The 1,603-nt window shown below is 49.3% G+C and carries 3 protein-coding genes; 2 read left to right on the forward strand and 1 reads right to left on the reverse strand.

What is annotated here, in order from left to right:
- Positions 1-352: 352 nt before the first annotated feature.
- Together BLV85_RS15010 and BLV85_RS14685 are read left to right on the forward strand one after the other, a co-directional pair.
- A complete protein-coding gene (locus BLV85_RS15010) occupies positions 353-655 on the forward strand; it encodes a hypothetical protein (RefSeq protein WP_143032373.1) in 303 nt (100 codons plus the stop codon).
- A gap of 125 nt (positions 656-780) precedes the next feature.
- Positions 781-1,389, forward strand: a complete 609-nt coding sequence (locus tag BLV85_RS14685; RefSeq protein ID WP_090415954.1) for a hypothetical protein — start codon at positions 781-783, stop codon at positions 1,387-1,389.
- A gap of 15 nt (positions 1,390-1,404) precedes the next feature.
- Here BLV85_RS14685 and BLV85_RS15560 read toward each other — a convergent pair.
- A partial coding sequence (locus BLV85_RS15560; protein ID WP_218132866.1) for a hypothetical protein occupies positions 1,405-1,603 on the reverse strand: 199 nt, incomplete at its 5' end.

The raw sequence follows: 1,603 nt of genomic DNA on the forward strand, positions 1-1,603 counted from the left end.
TTTGCGTTCTTTTGAATATCGTGTCATTGTTTATTCCTTATCGCCCCCGAATATTAATTAAAAATTAGACACGACAACTATTCTGACACAGGGGGGTTACAAGCCTGAATGGGGCATCCCAAACTGCCTATTTATAAACGCTCAAAACAAGCAAACCGTTCGCACGATAGTTCAGCCGTTGAGAAAGTTGGGCATACCTGCTGCCGGGATTGTGGATGTAGACGTTGTAAAGGACGGGGGAGCCAATTGGACAAACTTGCTCCGAAGCGCAAATGTCCCAGAGTTGTCACACGCGTCTCTTGCGACGATTCGTGCAGCTGTAAAGTCCGCGATGGAGGGAACTGGAAAGGACATGAAACGGGACGGGGGCATTGGAATCTTGCCTCCCGCAGATGCGGAAGCTGCCACGAATCTTTTTGAACAAATAGCCGAGTACGGTGTATTCGCTGTGCCGGGAGGCGAGCTTGAGTCCTGGTTGCCACAACTGGGGGCGACAGGGCATGGCCCAACCTGGCTGATCGAAGCTTTTGAGAAGATAGGTGAGAATCCCGATGATCCAGCGTACTTGAAGCCTTCAGGGGACGACGTCTGGAAGTTTGTTGCGGACGTCGGGCGCTGGCTCAAGAACCCCGCAAGAAAAGGAATACCAACGTAAGTGCAGGAGACGCCGAACAAATCGTTGCAGCGGACGTTTGACCCGCCGCCCATTTTTGCTGTCGCAAAAACGGTCGTCGCCTCAAACGCCGCTGAACTCCGGTGTTATGTTTCAAGGAGACTGCATTGGACCTTTGTATCACCATAAGCGAAATAAACTGGTCACTAACGAAAGATGTAGTCTCAATTGTCGGCACGATTGGTGCTCTTACCATAGGTGGGCTTGGGCTGTTTACTTGGCGGAGGCAGCTTCGGGGCACAAGTGAGTACGGGGTTGCCAAGAAAGCCATACTAAAGACATATGAAGTCCAGCAAGCGCTTCAGTCCGTGAGAAATCCAATGCTTTATCTTAGCCGGGAGGAAGTCGAGGCTGGTCGCCGACTTGAAGAAGAGCAGCGAATTTATAGCGAGAGAATGACTTACCTCTATGAGAAATGGGCAGAACTACAAACAATTCGCCTTGAGACAAAAGTTATTTGGGGTAAAGAGGCTCACGATAGTTTTAATGAAATTCAACAGCGAATCGGAGATGTCCGCGGAGCGATTTGGCTTCATTTTTGGATGAAAGGTGCCTATGCCGGGCCAGGGGCTACTGTTGATAATAGTCCAGAGCGAGTCGGAGAGAATGACAAGATTGTCTATTTTACGTCTGAAGAAGATGATTTTAGCAAAAAAATAGCTGAGTCTACGGCAAAAGTGGAAGAGTTCTTTGGATCAAAGGTTAGAGCTAAATAAACATAACAAGGCCAGTCACAGCGACGGATTTTCCGTTCCGGCTTCGCCTTCACTGCAAAGCCGCGCGTGCTGGCGGCGTTGAATAAAAGGGGACGCTACCCTTTTACGGTTTTTGGGGAGATACCGCACCACATCACTCAACGAGGGAACCGACGAGAGAACGTGTTTTTTACGGAGGAAGATCGCACGGTTTATCTCGATTGGATGAAAGAAT

The organism is Nitrosomonas halophila, assembly GCF_900107165.1.
Lineage (GTDB): Bacteria > Pseudomonadota > Gammaproteobacteria > Burkholderiales > Nitrosomonadaceae > Nitrosomonas > Nitrosomonas halophila.